The sequence below is a fragment of the Pseudomonas sp. MF09150 genome (assembly GCF_059862355.1).
In genome coordinates, this window is record NZ_JCBCUS010000006.1 from 400,432 (window position 1) to 419,717 (window position 19,286).

The 19,286-nt window shown below is 63.4% G+C and carries 16 protein-coding genes; 9 read left to right on the plus strand and 7 right to left on the minus strand.

Annotated elements, in window-relative coordinates:
* Positions 1–26: 26 nt before the first annotated feature.
* From AC19YX_RS23110 to AC19YX_RS23125, 4 genes are all read right to left on the minus strand, one after another.
* On the minus strand, positions 27–581 hold the full coding sequence (locus AC19YX_RS23110; RefSeq protein ID WP_500607123.1) for a phage tail protein: 555 nt from the start codon (positions 579–581) through the stop codon (positions 27–29).
* A gap of 728 nt (positions 582–1,309) precedes the next feature.
* Positions 1,310–2,443, minus strand: a complete 1,134-nt coding sequence (locus AC19YX_RS23115) for a branched-chain amino acid ABC transporter substrate-binding protein (RefSeq protein WP_078469007.1) — start codon at positions 2,441–2,443, stop codon at positions 1,310–1,312.
* A 50-nt stretch (positions 2,444–2,493) separates the two neighbouring features.
* Positions 2,494–5,181 (minus strand): alpha-ketoglutarate dehydrogenase, encoded by a 2,688-nt coding sequence (gene mdeB, locus AC19YX_RS23120; protein WP_500607124.1) that lies wholly within the window; start codon positions 5,179–5,181, stop codon positions 2,494–2,496.
* A gap of 11 nt (positions 5,182–5,192) precedes the next feature.
* Positions 5,193–6,392, minus strand: coding sequence for a methionine gamma-lyase (locus tag AC19YX_RS23125; RefSeq protein ID WP_500607125.1), 1,200 nt, complete (start codon positions 6,390–6,392; stop codon positions 5,193–5,195).
* Between the two features lie 124 nt (positions 6,393–6,516).
* On the opposite strand from AC19YX_RS23125, the gene AC19YX_RS23130 reads away from it, so the two are divergent.
* From AC19YX_RS23130 to AC19YX_RS23165, 8 genes are all read left to right on the plus strand, one after another.
* Complete coding sequence (locus tag AC19YX_RS23130) at positions 6,517–6,987, plus strand: Lrp/AsnC family transcriptional regulator (RefSeq protein ID WP_421546576.1); 471 nt, start codon at positions 6,517–6,519, stop codon at positions 6,985–6,987.
* 93 nt (positions 6,988–7,080) lie between these two features.
* Positions 7,081–7,857, plus strand: coding sequence for a hypothetical protein (locus tag AC19YX_RS23135; protein ID WP_500607126.1), 777 nt, complete (start codon positions 7,081–7,083; stop codon positions 7,855–7,857).
* Positions 7,858–8,192: 335 nt separating this feature from the next.
* Positions 8,193–9,755 (plus strand): sugar ABC transporter ATP-binding protein, encoded by a 1,563-nt coding sequence (locus tag AC19YX_RS23140; RefSeq protein ID WP_500607127.1) that lies wholly within the window; start codon positions 8,193–8,195, stop codon positions 9,753–9,755.
* A complete protein-coding gene (locus AC19YX_RS23145) occupies positions 9,748–10,773 on the plus strand; it encodes an ABC transporter permease subunit (protein WP_201208203.1) in 1,026 nt (341 codons plus the stop codon). Before AC19YX_RS23140 ends, AC19YX_RS23145 begins: the two co-directional genes overlap by 8 nt.
* A gap of 30 nt (positions 10,774–10,803) precedes the next feature.
* The gene (locus tag AC19YX_RS23150) at positions 10,804–11,859 is read left to right on the plus strand and encodes a substrate-binding domain-containing protein (RefSeq protein WP_201131246.1); all 1,056 of its coding nucleotides are present in this window, start codon (positions 10,804–10,806) and stop codon (positions 11,857–11,859) included.
* 9 nt (positions 11,860–11,868) lie between these two features.
* Positions 11,869–12,534, plus strand: coding sequence for a sulfite oxidase-like oxidoreductase (locus tag AC19YX_RS23155; protein WP_078469018.1), 666 nt, complete (start codon positions 11,869–11,871; stop codon positions 12,532–12,534).
* Between the two features lie 411 nt (positions 12,535–12,945).
* The gene (locus AC19YX_RS23160) at positions 12,946–15,330 is read left to right on the plus strand and encodes a TonB-dependent receptor plug domain-containing protein (RefSeq protein ID WP_500607128.1); all 2,385 of its coding nucleotides are present in this window, start codon (positions 12,946–12,948) and stop codon (positions 15,328–15,330) included.
* Positions 15,331–15,377: 47 nt separating this feature from the next.
* Positions 15,378–16,757 carry an APC family permease gene (locus AC19YX_RS23165; protein WP_078469148.1) on the plus strand — a complete coding sequence of 460 codons (1,380 nt, stop codon included), beginning with the start codon at positions 15,378–15,380 and terminating at the stop codon, positions 16,755–16,757.
* A gap of 6 nt (positions 16,758–16,763) precedes the next feature.
* On the opposite strand, the gene AC19YX_RS23170 is transcribed toward AC19YX_RS23165, so the two are convergent.
* Positions 16,764–17,225: a DUF3574 domain-containing protein gene (locus AC19YX_RS23170; protein WP_078469021.1), complete on the minus strand. Its 462-nt coding sequence runs from the start codon at positions 17,223–17,225 to the stop codon at positions 16,764–16,766.
* Between the two features lie 395 nt (positions 17,226–17,620).
* Between AC19YX_RS23170 and AC19YX_RS23175 the strand changes: the two genes are divergently transcribed.
* The gene (locus AC19YX_RS23175; protein WP_078469023.1) at positions 17,621–18,130 is read left to right on the plus strand and encodes a hypothetical protein; all 510 of its coding nucleotides are present in this window, start codon (positions 17,621–17,623) and stop codon (positions 18,128–18,130) included.
* A 75-nt stretch (positions 18,131–18,205) separates the two neighbouring features.
* On the opposite strand, the gene AC19YX_RS23180 is transcribed toward AC19YX_RS23175, so the two are convergent.
* The gene (locus tag AC19YX_RS23180) at positions 18,206–18,853 is read right to left on the minus strand and encodes a helix-turn-helix domain-containing protein (RefSeq protein ID WP_078469024.1); all 648 of its coding nucleotides are present in this window, start codon (positions 18,851–18,853) and stop codon (positions 18,206–18,208) included.
* The gene (locus AC19YX_RS23185) at positions 18,850–19,011 is read right to left on the minus strand and encodes a hypothetical protein (RefSeq protein WP_201131241.1); all 162 of its coding nucleotides are present in this window, start codon (positions 19,009–19,011) and stop codon (positions 18,850–18,852) included. Before AC19YX_RS23185 ends, AC19YX_RS23180 begins: the two co-directional genes overlap by 4 nt.
* Positions 19,012–19,286: the final 275 nt, after the last annotated feature.

Sequence of the window (19,286 nt, forward strand, 5' to 3'; positions counted from 1 at the left end):
TGCTTGAGGGTCTGTAAACAGTGCTGCTACGGGCGCGGCGGATAGACGCCGTTCGTGGCGATGCAGAAGCACCCGACAATCGAGGGCTGCATATTCGCCACCGGGGTCCCTGGGGTGGGTGCGACGGTGGCGCTGTTCAAGGTGATCAAGGTCGACCCGACGGCGGTGATGTAGGTCGGTTTCGACAGGGCGCCGGTGGAGGTCGAGCTGACAGCCGGAATACCGCTGGCAGGGGTGGTCAAGGTGCCGGCGGTGCCGGAAACGTGAGTGCCATGGGTGTGAGTGGCCAGGCTGCTGGCGCCAAGGGCGACTGTTTCGGTGCCGCCGGAACTGCCCAGGGCATGCACGGCAATGACCGGATTCGGGGCGATGGATGGCACCAGGTTCTGACCCAGGGCCGCACGGCCACGCAGGTCCGGCAAACCGAAGGTGGTCTTGCCATCGCCGCCATAGCGATTGCCGAGCAAGGAGGCCAAGGCGACATTGCTGTTGAAGGGCAGAATCTGACCCTCGCAGGCGAGCCAGCCGGAAGGTGCCCAGCCCCAGGGGAACAAGCGAATCTCACCGAGAAAGGGGTCCATTCTTTTCCTCCTTGAAAATATTATTGGCGCCAGAAAATTGTTCTTATTTGCAGCAGTAAAGGCGCGTTTCGCACAATAAACAAATTTTAATTTACTTCGCAAACATTATTTATTGGCGCAATCGAACTCTCGCGCCAAAGTGTTGTCGCGGCTTGCCGCTGGACACTCTCGTTCGCAGTAACAGTAAGTATTCGTCGCCTATAGCGTGGGGTTAAGAGACGGGCTTCTTGAAGGCTGCAAGAGTTCAGGGCCACAGGCCGGATCAACTCTTCGCTTAATCGAATCAGCATGCAACAGTACCCGACAGACATACTGGGGCTTTGCCGTAGTGCCGGTCAGATAGGCTGAATCCCCCGTGAGGCGGGCATTAGGCAGTGGAGTCCAGTGGTTGTATGTGAGTTGTTACAAAGTCGGCCTCACTGTTATGGCTTTGTCGCGCAGCGCAATGCAAAGCACACTAACGAAGTTGACTGTTAAGGAGTTGTTCGCATCTTTAACAGGGAAGCGGTCTTTTCAAAGTGCTCGAATGGGGGGCTTCTGTGCGGGGAGTTGTTGTTCGAATGGGTAACTTATTCCCAACTGAAGTTGTCGGGTATTAGGCCATTGTCAAGTTAGCCATTGGGTTGTTGTTTAATCGCAGCCCGGAGTGAGGTGTTTATCCGTTCAGGCATTGCGCCCAAAGCGGGGAAAATGCTGCGCCACCAGGGCGCAGCATCCAGGGCGATGGATCAGAGCCCGGCGCTTTCCTGCGCCGCAGTCTTCGGCTTGCCGTAGTGCCATTCATAGACCACGAATTTGAAGTCCTTGAGGTCGCCTTTCTCGTCGAAGCTCAGGTCACCGGTCGGGGTCTTGAAGGTGCCTTTGTGGATCGCCTCGGCGACTTTCTCCGGGTCTTCGCTCTTGGCCGCGGCGATGCCCCCGGCAATCACTTCAACTGCCGAGTAGGAAGGCAGCACGAACGGACCGCTGGGGTTTTCCTTCTTGGCTTCGAAAGCTTCCACCAGGGCCTTGTTGGCCGGGTCCTGGTCGAAGGACTTGGGCAGGGTCACCAGCATGCCTTCGGAGGCGTCCTTGGCGATCTGCGAGATCGAGTCGTTGCCCACGCCTTCAGGGCCCATGAAGCGCGCGGTCAGGCCCTTTTCCTTGGCCTGACGCAGCAGCAGGCCCATTTCCGGGTGGTAGCCGCCGAAGTACACGAAGTCGACATTGGCTTGCTTGAGCTTGGCCAGGATCGACGAATAGTCACGCTCGCCGACGTTGATGCCTTCGAACATCGCGACCTTGATCCCTTCCTTGCCGAGGATCTCCTTGACCGAGCTGGCAATGCCTTCGCCGTACTGCTGCTTGTCGTGCAGCACCGCGACATTGGTCGGTTTGAGCTGGGCGATGTAGCGCGCTGCTGCCGGGCCCTGGGCGTTGTCCAGGCCGATGGTGCGGAACACCATCTTGTAGCCCCGGGAGGTCAGCTCAGGGCTGGTGGCGGCCGGGGTGATCATCACGATGCCTTCGTCTTCGTAGATGTCCGAAGCCGGTTGGGTGGAGCTGGAGCACAGGTGGCCGACCACGAACTTGACGCCGTCGTTGACCACTTTGTTGGCCACGGCCACCGCTTGTTTCGGGTCGCAGGCGTCGTCGTACTCGACCGCCACCAGTTGCTTGCCGTTGACGCCGCCCTTAGCGTTGATCTGCTCGATGGCCATGCGTGCGCCGCTGAATTGCATGTCACCGTATTGCGCCACCGGGCCGGTCTTGGCCCCGGCGATGCCGATCCGAATGCTGTCGGCGGCCATCGAATGGCAGGCCAGGCCAGCGAGGATCATGGCGCTGAGCAGTTGGGTGGCTTTCTTATTGATGCGACTCATTGGGGATTCCACTCCTGTGGGTTAACGATTCAAAAGGTGTTGCAGGTCATTCAACGATCCCAGGGCGCGGCGCGCACCGGGTCGGGGGTGTAGCGCTCGATTGCGGCGGCCAGTATGCCCGGGTCAAGCCCGTCATGCTCCACCAGGGTTTTTAAACCGGCAATGACAATGCTGTGCTGATCCACCTCAAAGAATGCCCTGAGGTTGTGCCGATTATCGCTGCGGCCAAAGCCGTCGGTGCCCAGGGTGGTGTAGGGCGCCTTCAGGTATTGGGCAATCAATTGCGGCCAGGCCCGGATGTAGTCGCTGGCGGCAATGATCGGGCGGGTGCCGCCCAGCCACCTGTCGAGGTGGCTGTGACGGGTGGCCTCGGTCAGTCGATTGTCGCGCTCGACCTCTCGGGCCTCGCGGGCCAATTCGCTGAAGCTGGTGGCGCTGAACACCTCGCTGTGGATGCCCCAGTCCCGCGCCAGAAGGGCGCTGGCGGCGATCACTTCACGCAGGATCGCGCCACTGCCCACCAGCCGCAGGCGCACCTGGGACGGCTGTTCACAGCTGGACGAATAGCGATAGAGGCCGCGCAACACATCGGCGTGCAATTCAGCATCGAGGGACGGTTGCGGGTAGTTTTCGTTCATCACCGCCACGTAATGAAACTCGTCGCACTGCTGCTCCAGCAGGCGCCGCGCGGCGTGGTCGAGGATCACCGCCAACTCCCCGGCAAAGCACGGGTCCCAGGCCCGGCAGTTGGGCACCATGGAGGCCATCACCAGGCTCGAACCGTCCTGGTGTTGCAGGCCTTCGCCGCCCAGGGTGGTGCGGCCTGCGGTGGCCCCCAGCAGGATGCCGCGGGAGCGTTGGTCGGCGGCGGCCCAGATCAGGTCGCCGACCCGCTGGAAGCCGAACATCGAGTAGTAGATGTACACCGGCAGCATCGGCTCGCCGTGCACCGAATACGAGGTGGCCGCCGCGACCCAGGACGACAGGGCGCCGGCCTCGGTGATGCCTTCTTCGAGCAGTTGGCCGTCCCGGGATTCACGGTAGGAAAGGATCGATCCGCAGTCTTCGGGCTCGTACAGCTGGCCGTGGGGCGAGTAGATCCCGATCTGCCGAAACAGGCTGGCCATGCCGAAGGTGCGCGCCTCATCGGCCACGATCGGCACCACGCGCGGCCCCAACTGCGGGGCCTTGAGCCAGGCGGTGAGCATGCGCACCGCGGCCATGGTGGTGGACATTTCCTTGCCGTCGGCCTGTAAGGCAAACCCGCCTGCCGTGGCCAGGGCTGGCACCGGGATCTGCGGCGCCTGGCTCTTGCGTGCCGGCAACGGCCCGCCCAGGGCCTGGCGCCGGGCGTGCAGGTAGCGCATTTCCGGGCTGTCGGCAGGTGGGCGATAGAAGCGCAACTGCTCGACATCGGTGTCCGACAGCGGCAGGTGGAAGCGATCACGGAACGCCAGCAGGGCGGCGACATCGAGTTTTTTCGCCTGGTGCGCGGTCATCCGCGACTCGCCGGCGGCGCCGATGCCGAAGCCTTTTTTGGTCTTGGCCAGGATCACCGTCGGCCGGCCCTTGCAGGCCTTGGCGGCAGCGAAGGCGGCGTAGAGTTTGCGCAAGTCATGGCCGCCGCGCTTGAGGCCGTTGATCTCCTCGGCGCTCATGTGCGCCACCAGGCGCCGCACCTGCGGGTCCTTCTCGAAGAAGTGTTCCAGGTTGTAGGCGCCGTCATGGGCACCGAGGGTCTGGAACTCGCCATCCGGGGTGGCCGCCAGGCGCTTGAGCAGCAGGTTGTCGCTGTCGCGGGCGAACAGTGCATCCCACTCCGAACCCCAGAGCACCTTGATCACGTTCCAGCCGGCGCCGGCAAACAGCGCTTCCAGCTCCTGGATGATCTGGCCGTTGCCGCGCACCGGTCCGTCGAGGCGCTGCAGGTTGCAGTTGACGATAAAGGTCAGGTTGTCCAGCTGCTCGCGGGCCGCCAGGGACAGGCCGGCGATGGATTCCGGCTCGTCCATCTCGCCGTCGCCGAACACGCCCCACACATGGCGGCCCTCGGTCTGGGCGATGCCCCGGTGCTGCAAGTAGCGCATGAAGCGCGCCTGATACACCGCGCTGATGGGGCCGATGCCCATGGAGCCGGTGGGGAACTGCCAGAAGTCCGGCATCAGCCAGGGGTGAGGGTAGGAACACAGGCCCTGGCCGTTGATTTCCTGGCGGTAGTTGGCCAGTTGTTCCTCGCTCAGGCGCCCTTCGAGAAAGGCCCGGGCATAGACTCCCGGCGCTGAGTGCGGCTGGAAAAACACCAGGTCGGCGTTACGCTGCCCGGCCTCGCCGTCGCCACGGAAAAAGTGCTGGAAGCCAACCTCGAAAATCTCCGCCGCCGAGGCGTAACTGGCGATATGTCCGCCCAGTTCGCCATAGGCGTGGTTGGCCCGCACCACCATGGCCAGGGCGTTCCAGCGCAGCAGGCCGGTGATGCGCTCTTCCAGCGCCAGGTCGCCGGGGTAGCTGCCCTGTTGCGCCAGGGACAGGGTGTTGCGGTAGGCGGAAAAGGCCTGGGCCTCGCGGTTGATGCCGTGTTCGCCGGCGAACTCCTCCAGGCGCTTGAGCAGGTAGCGCGCCCGCTCCGGGCCGCAGGCTTCCAGGGTTGAAGCCAGGGCATCGAGCCATTCCCGGGTTTCCTGCGGGTCCAGGTCTTCGGCGCTGTGCTCGCCAGGGGGCATGGTAATAGGCGTGGCCATGGCAACCTCCCTCACGCGCAGGCATCCAGGGCCTGGGTCACGTCGGCCAGCAGGTCGGCGATGTCCTCCAGACCCACCGACAGGCGTACCAGCCCCTCGGAGATCCCGTGGTGCGCGCGCTCTTCAGGGGTGTAGGTGGAGTGGGTCATGCTCGCCGGGTGCTGGGCCAGGGATTCGGCATCCCCCAGGCTCACGGCGCGGCTGAACAGCTCTAGGGCATTCATGAAGCGCTTGCCGGTGGCCAGCCCGCCCTTGAGTTCAAAGGCGATCATGCCCCCCGGCAGTTTCATCTGGCGCTGGGCCAATTCGTATTGCGGGAACGATGGCAGGCCGGGGTAGGTGACCCACTCGACCGCCGGGTGATTCTGCAGGTACTGCGCGACCTGCAGTGCGTTGCTGCAATGGCGCTCCATGCGCAGGGACAGGGTCTTGAGGCCGCGCATCAGGAGGAAGGCGTCCTGGGGCGAAAGCACCGCGCCGGTCAGGTCCTTCAGCCCTTGCAGGCGAATGCGGTCGGCCAGGGCCTGGCGGGTGACCACCATGCCGGCAGTGATGTCGCCATGGCCGCTGAGGTACTTGGTGGCGGAGTGCACCACCACGTCCGCACCCAGTTCCAGGGGGCGTTGCAGGTAAGGGGTGCAGTAGGTGTTGTCCACCACCAGGGTCAGGTTGCGGTGGCGCGCGGTGATTTCGGCCACGGCCTGGATGTCCACCAACTGCATGTTGGGGTTGGCCGGGGTCTCGAAATACACCATGCGGGTGTCCGGGCCGATGGCGTCCCGCAGTTCGGCGAGGTTGGACATGTCGACATGCCGCACCTTGACCCCGAACTCGCCGATGCCGTGGTGCAGCAGGGCGAAGGTGCAGCCGTACAGGGTGCGATTGACGATGATCTCGTCACCCGGTCGCAGCAACGTCCAGAAGGTCGCGGCAATCGCGCCCATGCCGGAGCTGAAGGCCACGCCGGCTTCGCCGTTTTCCAGGGCGGCCATGCGGGTTTCCAGCAGGGCCAGGGTCGGGTTGGAAATGCGCGTGTAGAAGTGCCCGCTTTCTTCGCCGGCAAAGCAGCCGGCGCCGTATTCGGCGGTGGCAAAGGCAAAGGTCGAGGTCAGGTAGATCGGCGGGATCAGCGCGCCGTTGTTGTCCAGCGGGTTGTAGCCGTGATGGATCGCACGGGTGGAAAAGCCCAGTTCATTGTTTTTATTGTGCATGGTGAATGCTCCCGGTTTTGTTGTAATGCTATGCTCAATTTCGCTGCGATAAATTCCAAATTTGCCCGCGAATTCACGGCGAAATGGAACAAAACCAAATAAAAACAAGATAAAGAGGCAAAACATGCCTATTGGCCTGGACCGTACCGACAAAGCCCTGCTCAGCGCCCTGCAAGGCAACGCCCGACTCACCGTCGCCGAGTTGGCCGACAGTGTTTCCCTCACTACCTCGCCGTGCTGGCGGCGGGTGAAAATCCTCGAAGAAAACGCAGTCATCGTCGGCTACCAGGCGATCCTCTCACCCAAGGCCCTGGGCTTTGGAGTCACGGCGTTTGTCAGCGTGATGATGGAGTCCCACTCCCAGGACACCGCCCGCGCCTTTGAACAGCGGCTGCTGGAAATCCCGGAAATCGTCGCCTGCCACAACGTCTCCGGGCGCTATGACTTCCTGCTGGAAGTGGTGGCCAAGGACCTGGAATCCTTCGGCGAATTCGCCCGCGAAGTCCTGCAAACCCTGCCGGCGGTGAAAGAGATCTACTCGAGTTTTTCCTTCAAATCGGTGAAGCCGTCACGGGTGATTCCGGTGCTGGGGTGAGCGTTGCGGGTGTTGCCGGGCTTGCGACGGCCGCGCTAACGCGGTAGTCGTGGCGGGGCAATTACCTGCAACTACCCCTTAAGGATGAGCACCATGACCGATGATTTGAAGCAATCGGGTTCCACCACCACGACCCAAACCACCACCTCCCTGGAACAGGTCAAGACCGGGCGGGTCCTGGACTTCAGCTGGGCGCCGAACAGCAACACGACCACCACCACGGTTTCCGCGGATTTTGTCGATTATCGGGTCGATACCGCCCAGGGCAGCCCTACCGGCGACAGCCATTCGATTGCGCGCTTTACCTACGTGCAGGGCAAGGGCGGCGGGCAGATCAGCCAGTTGTTCCTTGAAGAGCTGCGGGCCGGGGTGCGGGCCAATACCCAGCTCGGCCTGCTGGTGGGACGCAAGTGGGTTCTGGACCCGGACGCCGAGACCTCGGGCAGCGTTGGCACCTATGTGATCGAGCAGTTCGATGACATGCGCGCCAGCGTCAACTACGTCGCGCGCTTTGCCCGGGTATTCGCCGACCCGCGCATGGTCACCTACCATGCTGGCGGCCATGTCCACCCCAACGTGTCGATCAGCACCAGCCAGTCCCTGGGCATGGCCGACTCCGGCAAATCGTTCCTGGTGATCAGCGACAGCGATGTCACCCTGACCCTTGGCGCAGACGTGACCGAAGGCTTCAAGTCCACCTTCATCCAGGCCGGTGCCGGCAAGATCAACATCGCGGTATCGCCCAGCCATACCCTGTACAGCAACGCCGGGACCCGGACCCACACCCTCAACCCGCTGGATGAACTGGAGGTCAGTACCTTCCCGTTCGGGCCGGTATACCTGGCGTTCCGCGTGCGGCCGACGGCCTGATGAGTGCGCGTGCCGCCCAGGGGCCGGGCGGCACGCCAACGCCGCGCTAGCCCACGCTCGATAGCCGCGCGGTTTGATGCCGCACTGATTACGTCTGCCACGCGGCTACCCGTTGGCGATGGCAAAAGCACCGGCGGCAAGCCAGGCAAATCATGAGCATTGCATGGCTGGGGTGACGGTGCAAAAGGGCTCGAGGCGCGGCATCGCTTATAACCAGAAAATATTTTCTATGCGATAGAACTATTGGAATGTTTATAAGGGAATGCTTTTAATCCCCGCCTCAACCTTTTGTGTTCGCTGGATTTTTTAGCGGCCATCCTGTTCCGGGATTTTTTATGAGTGCGCCTGTCGCCGTGGCACCCGAGCCGCTGATTCGTGTGCGTGAACTAAGCAAGACCTTCGGCGCCAACCGGGCACTGGACCGGGTCAGCCTGGATATTTTCCCCGGTGAAGTGGTGGCCTTGCTGGGCGCCAACGGCGCCGGCAAATCGACCCTGGTCAAGATTCTCGCCGGCAGCCAGGCCGCAGATGCCGGCGAACTGTGGCTCGACGGCCAGCCCCGGTGCTTCAGCTCGCCCTTGTCGGCGCGGCGGCTGGGCATTGTCGCCGTGCACCAGCAGGTCAACGATGGCATTGCCCCGGGCTTGAGCGTGGCGGAAAACCTGCTGCTGGATGAACTGTGCCAGCCGGGTGCGGACTTCTGGCTCAACCGCCGGCGCCTGCTGGAACGTGCCGTCAGCATCGCCGCCGGCCTGGGCCTGGAATTGCCCCTGGAGCACCCGATCGAACACCTGGGCCAGGCCGAGCGGCAGCTGGTGGTGCTGGCCCGGGCCCTGGCCTTGCAGCCACGGCTGCTGATTCTGGATGAGCCCACTGCCGCCTTGTCCGATGTCGAGGCCCAACGCCTGTTCGGCTTGATCGATACCTTGCGCGGGCGGGGGGTGGCGATCCTGTACATCTCCCATCGCCTGTCCGATCTGCAACGCCTGGCCGACCGCGCGCTGGTGCTGCGCGACGGGCAACTGGCCGGTGAGTTTGGTGCCGGGCAGTTGTCGGCGGCAGTAGAGGCCATGCTCGGCCAGGCCCTGGACACCCATGTCTACCAGCCACGTGCGGCCGGAAGGGAAGTCCTGGCCCTGCGTGCGGCGCAAGTCTGGCCCCATAGCCAGGCCTTTGACCTGCGCCTGCATGAGGGCGAAGTGGTGGTGCTGTGCGGGCTGCTGGGGGCCGGTAAAACCGAGATCGCCGAGTTGCTGTTCGGCCTGCGCGAAGCGGCGGCCGGCACGTTGCAGCTGGATGCTGTCGACTGGCAGCCGGGCTCGCCGCGCCAGGCGATTGCCAGCGGGGTGTATTACGCCGCCGAAGATCGCGCCAGCCAGTCGCTGATCGCCGACTTTTCCCTGCGCCGGACCCTGACCCTGCCGTTTCTGGAGCGCTTCACCCGGGCCGGTTTCATCCGCAACCGCGCCGAGGCGGCGGCGGTCCAGGCCCAGGTTGCGGCCCTGGGGATCAAGACCGCCGGTATCGACCTGCCGATGAGCGCGTTGTCCGGTGGTAACCAGCAAAAAGTGGTGCTCGGGCGCTGGTTGCTGGGGCAGGGCCGGGTGCTGATTCTCGATGAGCCGTTCCAGGGCGTCGATGTACGAGCCCGGCGCGAGATTGGCCAGTTGCTGCGCGACAGCGCCGATGGCCGCGCGACCCTGGTGATCTGTGCCGACGTCGACGAAGCCCTGGAAATTGCCGACCGCATTCTGCTGGTCCGCGACCACGCCGTGGTCGCCCAATACCCCCGTGCCAATCTGGCCCGCGCGACCCTGGTCGCCGCGCTGGCCGGTGCCGGCGCGCCATCGACGATTGCGCCGATTGCCGCCACATCAAGGAGTAGAGCCAGTGCCTGATTCACGTTCGCGGGTGCTCAGCGCCCCCCCTGTCACCGAGCGTCTGCTGCAGGCCGCGATCCGTTATGGGTTGTTGTGGCTGCTGGCGCTGATCCTGGTGTTTTTCAGCGTTGCGGAGCCGGCGTTCTTGCGGGTCGGCAACCTGTTCAGCATCTTGCAGTCGGTGTCGATCGTCGCGCTGCTGGCCCTGGGTGTGACCCTGACCATGGCTGTCGGCGGCCTCGACCTGTCGATCGGCGCGGTGGCGGCCATGAGCCTGATGATCGCCAGTTACGTGATGGTGGTGCTGGGCTGGGGCGCGCTGCCGGCGGTGTTGATCAGCCTGGCGGGCGGGGCGCTGGTGGGCCTGTTCAATGGCTGGCTGATCGTCAAGCTGCGGGTGCCGGACATTCTCGCGACCCTGGGCAGCATGTTTCTGGTGATCGGTGTGCAGTTGATCCCCACGGGCGGGCGTTCGATTGCGGTGGGCATGACCCTGCCCAATGGCGACGAGGCCGAGGGCAGCTTCAGTGCGCTGTTCCTGGCCCTGGGCCGTGGGCGGCTATGGGACACGGTGCCGGTGCCGGTGCTGATCACCGCCCTGGTGGCGCTGGTGGTCTGGCTGTTCCTGGAGCGCACGCGCATCGGTCGGCTGTTCTACGCCATTGGTGGCAACGAGCAGGCCGCGCGCCTGGCCGGTGCGCCGGTGCAGCGCTTCAAGTTGCTGGCGTATGTGCTCTCGGCGTTGCTCGCTTCCCTGGGGGGCTTGCTGTTGGCGGCGCGCCTGGGGCGGGGGGATGTCAGCTCCGGCAACGGCCTGGTGCTGGATGCGCTGGGCGCGGCGCTGATCGGCTTTGCCGTGCTCGGTGCGCGCAAGCCCAACGCCTTCGGGACCCTGGTCGGGGCCTTGCTGGTGGCGACGCTGCTCAACGGCCTGACCATGCTCAACGCGCCGTATTACGCCCAGGACTTCGTCAAGGGTCTGGTGCTGGTACTGGCCCTGATGTTCACCTTCGGCCTCGCGCATCGGGCGCGCTGAGCCGGTTTTGTTGGTTGCCTAGGAAATCTCATGCACGGATCAATCAAGCTGTTCGTTCGCCACTGCCTGGCCGGGGCGGTGCTCTCGGCCCTGGCCCTCAACGCCCAGGCCAAGCCGCTGCCCGGCGCCCCGGCGCCGTTCGACAAGGGCCAGGTGCAAATCGCCTTGGTGGGTTACCTGTTCTCCGGCGATTTCACCGAAGCCTACCTGCGCGGAGTGGAGAAACAGACCGAGGCCCTGGGGGCGACCCTGCGGGTATTCGATGCTCGGCAACAGGCTGCCAGCCAGCGGGAAATGATCGATCAGGCGATTGATCTGGGGGTGGACGGCATCATTGTCCAGCTGGGCCTGGCGGAAACCCTCAAGGGCCCGATCGACCGCGCGATTGCCAAGGGCATCAAGGTCGTGGCCTTCGATGTCGACCTTGGCAGCCCCCAGGTGACCCAGGTCGAACAGGACCACCACGCCCTGGCGCAGTTGGCCCTGGACCAGGCGCTGAAGGATAACGGCCCGCGCTTCGATGCCGGTTATGTCTACATCAGCGGCTTTACCCCGATGGAGCGTCGCGACGAGATCTGGCGCCAGGTCAAGGCCGCGAACCCGGGGATTGTCGAGAAGGCCCGCTTCGGAACTCTAAACCCGCCGATCGCCAACTCGGTGGCCGACCAGGCCAGTGCCGTGCTGCGGGCCAACCCCAGCATCAGCGTGATCTTCGCCCCGTTCGACGAGTTCGCCAAAGGCGCGAAAATTGCGGTGGATGAAGCCGGTCGCGGGCAGCAGGTGAAAATCTACAGCGCCGACATTTCCACCGCCGATATTCAGATCATGAAAGAGCCCGGCAGTGCCTGGGCCGCCACCGCCGCGGTTAACCCGCAGGTGGCCGGGGCCATCAGTGTGCGCAGCCTGGCCATGTTGATCGCCGGCGACAACCCGGGGCACAAGGTGCTGGTGCCGCCGACCCTGATCACCCGTCAGCAACTGCTGGACCTGGACGTGAAAAACGTCCGCGACCTGGCGCAGAAGCTGCCGGCCTTTGGCGACAGTGCCCAGGTGGCGCGCGCGCCGTGGATCCCCGTGGCCGACTGAGGACTTGCCATGCATGACAAGGCTGCCCGGGTGCGCAAAAGCCGCGCGCCCAAGGCCGATCCGGCCCATGGCGGGCGACTGCCGCCGGGTCAGGTGCTGACCGAGCGTTTCCCGATCCTGCACGAGGGCGCGGTGCCCGAGTACGACCTCGACACCTGGTCCCTGAGGCTGTCCGGCGCCGTCGACCGGCCGCGGCAACTGAGCTACGCCGATCTGCTGGCCTTGCCCCAGCGGCAGTTGCGGTGCGATATCCATTGCGTGACGCGCTGGTCCAAGTTCGACACCCAGTGGAGCGGGGTGCACCTGAGCGACCTGTTGCAGGCCCTGGATATCCAGCCGCGCAGCGGGTTCGTCATGGCCCATGCCGACCCCGATTACCAGACCAATCTGCTGCTGGACGACCTGCTGCACCCCGACAGCCTGCTGGCCCTGACCTATGACGGCCAGCCCCTGGCCCCGCAGCATGGTTGGCCGTTGCGCCTGGTGGTGGCCGGGCGGTACTTCTGGAAAAGCGCCAAATGGCTGCGCGGCCTGGAGTTTGTCGAGTACGAACAACCGGGGTTCTGGGAGCGCAATGGCTTTCATCTGCACGCCGATCCGTTTCGCGAACAGCGCTTCAGCGGCGAGGCCCTGGACATTGCCGAGGATGAATGGCTGAACAAGGACTTCGATTAGCCACTGCTGCAACTAAGCATTGACTCGTGACTATTAAAGTCTTGGAACTTGTTGATCATCGACAAGGGTTTTTCTGTGCCCGGCTTAGTTGCATGAAAGTTAAGCCGCCTGTTGTTGCAGCAGCACTTTTGCTGCCTGGGCAGCCGTTGGTTCGGCTGATCTAACCTAAGCGTTATTAGTTCTTTTGCAATGTGCGGCGTCTCGCCTAGCATCGGTGCCATGGGGCGTTTTACTGACATTGGGGTGTGCACTAAACCCTTCTTTCCAGGCGTTGATTAATCGCACTTTCTGGGATTAAGCGCGTTCTGCCTTTCGGATTACTTAAAACTAAAGCAGAGATAAACCAGCCTTGATGGTCGACTACTTTTGTCGGCCAGGGCCGGTATCAGCTGCGATTCAAGGAGCTGTTCCATGTATCACCGATCTCGTTCTTTACTGGCGGCGGCTGTCGTCACTGCGATTGCCCAGTTCCCGGCCCAGGCCGAAGAAGCCACCCAGGCAAACGGCGATGCACGCCTGGGCACGGTGCTGGTCACCGGCACCCGCGGCACCGCGCGCACCGTGCTCGATTCACCGGTGCCGGTGGACGTGCTGACCGCTGCCGACCTGAAGTCGACCGGCGCCAGCAACGGTGAACTGGGCCAGGCCTTGCAGACCCTGCTGCCCTCGTTCAGCTTCCCGCGCCAGTCCAACTCCGGTGGCGCCGACCATGTGCGGGCCGCGCAACTGCGGGGCATGAGCCCGGACCAGGTGCTGGTGCTGGTCAACGGCAAGCGCCGTCACACCTCGGCACTGGTCAACGACTCGTCGAAGATCGGCCGGGGCACCGCGCCGGTGGACTTCAACTCGATCCCCATCAGCGCGATCAAGCGCATTGAAGTGCTGCGCGACGGCGCGGGTGCGCAGTACGGCTCCGACGCAATTGCCGGGGTGATCAACATCATCCTCGACGACGCCCCGGAAGGCGGCGAAGTCTCCACCACCTACGGTGCCTATCACACCCACCAGGACGCGATCGGCAAGACCACCACCGACGGCCAGAACAGCCTGACCACGGCCAAGATCGGCACGCGCCTGGGGGAGGACGGCGGTTTTGTCCGCGGCGGCACCGAGTACAAGGATCGCAACCCGACCAACCGCGCCGGCTTCGACGGTTTTGCCGATACCCCGGGCCAGCGCAACTACGTGATGGGCGATGGAGTGGCGCGTGACGTCAACGCCTGGTTCAACTCCGAATTGCCCCTGGCCGGCGGCAAGGCCTATTCCTTCGGCACCTACAACCAGCGCCACACCACCGGCGCCGAGTTCTACCGCTACCCCTCGGAGCAGCCGCAGTTCTATCCCAACGGTTATCTGCCGCAGTCCCTGAGGGACAACCTCGACCTGTCGGCCACCGCCGGCTTCAAGGGCCTGATCGGCGAGGACTGGGATTTCGACAGCAGCCTGACCCATGGTCGCAACCGTTTCGAATCCGCCACCCGGCGCACCCTCAACGTGACCCTGGGGCCGGACTCGCCGACCCGTTTCGACACCGGCGACTACGAACTGCGCCAGACCACCGCCAACCTCGACTTCAACCGCGAACTGCGCCTGGGTGGGCGCTCATTCGTGCTGGCCCTGGGCGGTGAATACCGCTACGAGCACTACCTGACCACCGCTGGCGACGAAGCCTCGTACACCGGCAGCGGTGCCGATGGTGCCAACGGCTTGCGCCCCAGCGAAGAGGCCGACCTGGATCGCAATGTGTTCGGCAGCTATGCCGAGCTGTCCGGGGACGTGACCGACCGCCTATTCGTCGACGCCGCCACCCGCTGGGAGCATTACGACGATGCCGGCAGCAAGCTCACCGGCAAGCTCAGCGCGCGTTATCGCCTGACCGATCAGTGGGCGTTGCGCGGCGCGGTGTCGAACAACTTCCGCGCGCCGTCCCTGGCGCAAACCGGCTTCCAGCACACCACCAGCAACTTCGGCACCGGCGGTACCCTGACCGATGTCCGCGTGCTGTCGGTCAACGACCCGATCGCCCGCGCCCTGGGCGCCGAGAAGCTGGACCCGGAGACCTCGAAAAACTTCAGCCTGGGCCTGACCGCGCAATTGAGCGAACGCTTCGACGCGTCCCTGGACGTGTTCCGCATCGATGTCAAAGACCGCATCACCCTGTCCCAGCGCATTGGCAGCGACGCCCTGGAGCAGTACATCAATGACAACTTCGGCGTGGCCGGGGTGCATGACGTCAACTTCTTCACCAACGCCGCCGACACCCGCACCGATGGCGCCGAGCTGGTGCTCAACTACCACCAGCCGTTCTTCGAAGGGCAATTGGGCCTGACCAGCGCCTACACCTACAACCACACCAAGGTCACCAAGACCAAGGGCACGCCGTCCCAGCTCAGCGCCCTGGGCATTGGCGCCGACGCCCTGGTGGGCGTCGAGGAACGCAACACCCTGACCGACGCCGCCCCCAAGGATCGCCTGGTGTTCTCGGCCAACTGGGCCAGCCAGCACTGGGGCCTGCTCGGGCGCCTGACGCGCCAGGGCGAGACCACCCGGGTCTTCGACTTCGGCGACTCGCAGCCGGAGCAGACCTACGGCGCGGTGTGGCAGCTGGATGCCGAGGTGCAGTACAAATTCACCCCGACCTTCGACATCGCCCTGGGCGGCAACAACCTGACCGACAACTACCCGGACCGCTCCAACTCGCAGATCAACTACGGCGGCAACCTGCCGTATGACGTGCTGTCGCCAATCGGCACCAATGGCGCCTATTACTACGCGCGCGCCACCTACGGCTTTTGAGCCAGGGCGCCACCGTTCGCGGTGGCGCCTACCTGACGAGTATTGCCATGAGTGAACACGCCAACGCCGGCCCCGGGCGCCATCTGCCGGTGTTCCAGGCGCTGTTGGTGACCCTGGGCATGGTCATCACCACCGATATCCTCAAGACCGCGCCGACCGTGGCGCTGAATGTGGGCCTGGAGCATTTCTACTGGGTCTGGATCCTCGGCGGGCTGGCGTCCATGGTCGGCGCCTTGTGTTTTGCCGAGATGGCCACGGCCTTTCCCCATCCCGGCGGGGACTACCACTTCCTGCGCACCGCCTACGGCGAACGCCTGGGTTTTGTCTTCGCCTGGTCGCGGTTTTCGGTGATGCACACCGGCTGGATCGCGCTGTCGGCGTTTATGTTCGCCGACTACTTCAACGCCGTGTTTCCCCTGGGTCCGTATGGCAGCGGGCTGTTTGCCGCCGGGCTGATCGTGGCCCCGGTGCTGCTCAATCTCAGCGGCAAGCACATTGGCTTTATCACCCAGACCTGGCTGGTGGCCTTGCTCGCCCTGGGCTTTTTAAGCATTGCCGGGGCAGGGGTGTGGCTGGCCTGGCAGGGGATTGAGCCGCCACTGCCTACGGCCCCGGTGCTGGCGGAAAACAGCGGCCTGGGCGGATTTTCGGCGGCGCTTATTTTTGTGTTCCTGGCCTTTGGTGGCTGGAGCGATGCGGCGACGCTGTCGGCCGAAGTGCGGGACGGGCGGCGCGGGATCTTTATTGCCATGCTCGGCGCCCTGACGGTACTGCTGGTGATTTACCTGGCGCTGAACTGGGCGTTCGTCCGCGGCCTGGGGTTTGCCGGGCTGGCCGCGAGCAATGCGCCGGCGGTGGAGTTGCTGGAGCGTGCGTTCGGCGCCCCGGGCGCACTCCTGATTCTGCTGGTGGTCGGGGTTTCGGCCATCGCCAGCATCAACTCGACCTTGCTGGTGGGCGCCCGCACCACCTACGCTGCCGCGCGCGATGTACCGCAGTTGCGGGGCCTGGGCAGTTGGGAGGAGCACGATGGTGTACCGCGTCGGGCGTTGCTCGCCGAAGGAGCGGTGGCGTTGTTGCTGGTGCTGTTTGGCAGCCTGACCCACAGCGGCTTCAACAGCATGGTCGAGTACATTACTCCGGTGTATTGGCTGTTCCTGAGCCTGAGCAGCCTGGCGCTGCTGATCTTGCGCCGGCGCTTTCCCCAGGTGCCGCGCCCGGTCAAGGTACCGTTGTACCCGGTGCTGCCGCTGCTGTTTTGCGGACTGTGCCTGTACATGCTGTATTCCAGCGTGGCCTTTGTCGGCTACGGCGCCTTGTTCGGGCTTGGGGTGTTGCTGGCAGGGGCGCTGGTGCTGGGGCTGTTGGGCCGGGGCGGGCGCCGGGTGGCGCTTGAATCGGCCGCACCCGGCGTCAGCCCCGAGTAGCCGAACCTAGAACGAGACTTGCGCCGGCTGCGACAGGCGCAACACCGACAGGTCGCCGGTAATGCGCTTCCAGGCCAGGCGAATGGCTTCGATGTCGGCTTCATGCCGGGCGTTGTTCTCATGCAGCACCACAATCACCTTGGTGCCCAGGCGCTCCGGTTCCTTGGCGCCCCGGTCGCGCCATTGGCCGTAGGCATCGAGCACGCTGAAGCCATCCGGAAAGCGCGGGGTCACTTCCTGGTCGAGAAACACCCGCCAGCGCTCCGGGCTGATCACGCCTTCCGTGCCTTGCAGCGGCCCCACCGAAAAATACAGCTCGGTGCGCACCCACTGCGCTTGCGCCGGGCGCCCGGCATCACCGATCAGGGTTGAACTGGCGGGGTCCTTGGTGTGCACAGAGGCGGGCGGCTGGCTGACACAACCGGCGACCGCCAGGCACAGCGCGGCCAATAAAAAGCGTCGAGGCATGGAACGTCCTTAGTTGAATAGTTGAACTAAGTGGCCAGTATAGGGGCGGCGCCTAATAGCGATAAAAGATTAAAAAGTATTCGGATTGCAGTTGAGTGGAATAAGCGGCGCCACTGAAAAAACTTTCAGTTGTTTAGAACGAATATTTCTTTCGGTTATTTATATAGTTTCTATTCGCATATCTACAACCGACTAAACACTGTGATGGCCTGCACTTTATCTGTCGTGACGATGTTTAGGCTGCTGTAGCAGCGTCTACTGTTCCGGCGCACACACTAAGGACGTTTGAGCAGCGGTTATTGCTGTTCGATAGCCACCTTGTCGCCTGCCGGGGAGTCCTTAGAATCGCCTCCATCCGCTTCGTCCAACTATCGAAACCTTCAGGGAGCAACACCATGATGAACGCCATGCAGATGCAAATGCCGATGAACGCCAACATGCCGATGATGCCGATGATGGGCATGCCGATGATGATGGCGACCATGAGCTGCGAAATGATGGACGACGGCATGCAGTGCAAGATGATGCCGGCCGCTGGCATGGACATGGCCATGTTCAAGAACAGCGCTGAAATGATGCAGATGATGATGAACTGCGGCATGCCGATGATGATGCACTGCGGCAACATGAGCATGATGTGCATGTCCCAGTCGGCCATGGCCATGCCGATGATGAACATGATGATGCCAATGCCGATGATGGGTATGCCCATGCCTTCGATGAAGTGCGTGATGGAATGCACCATGATGGCCGACGGCATGCTGTGCAAAATCATGCCGATGGCCGGCATGAACATGGACATGATGAAAAACTGCTGCGCCCTGATGATGAAAATGATGAACGACTGCAGCATGCCGATGATGATGAGCTGCAACGGCATGCCGCTGATGTGCTGCACCTGCTGAAGCACCCGCCATTGAAAAAGCCCGGCAGGGGTGACCCTGCCGGGCTTTTTCGTGGCTGCGATCTGGCTGGGTCAATCAGTCCAGGCGTTCCGGGTAGGTCACCACCAGGTAGGCGACGGCCTCGCTGTCCGCCGGATTGCGGTAGCGGTGCGGCTGGTCGGCATAAAACAGAATCGAGTCGCCGGTGGACAGCAGGTAGCGCTCGTCGTTGACGCTGATTTCAATCACGCCCTGGGCCACCACCAGGTTCTCCTGCACCCCCGGGCCATGGCCTTCGGATTGATCCTCGCCCAGTGGCCGCAGGCGCAGTTCGTAGAATTCCGATTGGCGTGCCACATCGAACGGGAACAGCGCGCGGCTGACAAAGTCACCGCTGGCGCTGACCAGGCGCTTGCTCTGGTTCACCGACAACACCGCCACGCCTTCAAAGGCCCGGTGTTCGAGAAACGCCGCCACCGACACCTTCAAGCCCTTGGCGATTTTGCACAGCACCTTGATCGACGGCACGCTGCGCCCGGACTCGATCTGCGCCAGCATCGCCCGGCTGACCCCGCACTGGCGGGCCAGGGCGTCCAGGGACAGGTGGCGCTTGCCGCGCAGGCGCTGCAGGTTCTGCCCGACCCGTTCACTGGTCGGGTCTTCCTCCTGGGTGTCGAGGGCATTGAGCTCCAGCACGGGATCGTCGGCGCTCGCCAGAAAGCGCGAGGGTTGCTGCGCACTCACCCGTGACGGGTCTCGGTCGACTGGGCTGCCTGGACCCATTGCAAGGCCTGGTAGCCGGCGTTGCGTGCGTACATTTCCCACATGGCCCGTGCCCGTTGCTGAGCGTGTTTGCGTTTGCGGTAGCTGACGAAGTCGATGAGGTTGGCAGTCGGATTCATGGGGCACTTCACTGTGGTCATCAATGACGGGATGAGGCGAGAGTACGCCCCTATTTTTATAACTATAAATATCGATTATTTATTTATTAATTCCTTTGTGTTCTATGTGCTGGTGCTGCCTGCCGGTATTGATTCCAGGTGTTGGTGGAGCAACAGAGATTAAGCAGGCTGCGCTGGGGTGATACAGGTCGGGCCCCACGGGCTGTTTTATAACTGATTGATAAATATAGGTTTAGTGGCTGGCACGGAGGCTGCAATGGCGTTTGCCTGAGCAT